Genomic DNA, 376 nt, shown 5'->3' with positions numbered 1-376 from the left:
CTGACCGCACTGTCCGGCATTTTCCTCCCCGCGCTGAGCATTGAAGAAAAGGGAATGAAGCATTGAGCACCACAACAACCGCAGGGCACCTGATTGTTGCCCAGCTGGAACGGGCCGGCATCCAGCGCGTCTACGGCGTCCCCGGCGAGAGCTTCCTGGATGTGCTGGACGGCCTGCACGGCTCCTCGATCGAAACCGTGGTGACCCGCCACGAAGGCGGCGCCGGGTTCATGGCCCTCGCCGAAGGCCGGCTGACCGAACTTCCGGGCGTGGCCATGGTGACCCGCGGTCCCGGCGCCGCCAACGCGTTCATCGCCGTCCACACCGCGCACCAGGACGCCACCCCGATGATCCTGTTCGTCGGCCTCATCCCGGT

1 protein-coding gene is annotated in these 376 nt (G+C 66.8%); it reads left to right on the top strand.

Going from position 1 to position 376, the window contains the following annotated elements:
* Positions 1–62 precede the first annotated feature (62 nt).
* Positions 63–376: thiamine pyrophosphate-binding protein (locus AC1DM5_RS36620; RefSeq protein WP_477976980.1), on the top strand; the 314-nt coding region annotated here is incomplete at its 3' end.

The sequence above is a fragment of the Rhizobium sp. 01T437 genome, from assembly GCF_056398505.1.
The sequence above is the reverse complement of the archived record's forward strand: the minus strand, read 5'-3'. Positions and strand labels throughout refer to the sequence as shown.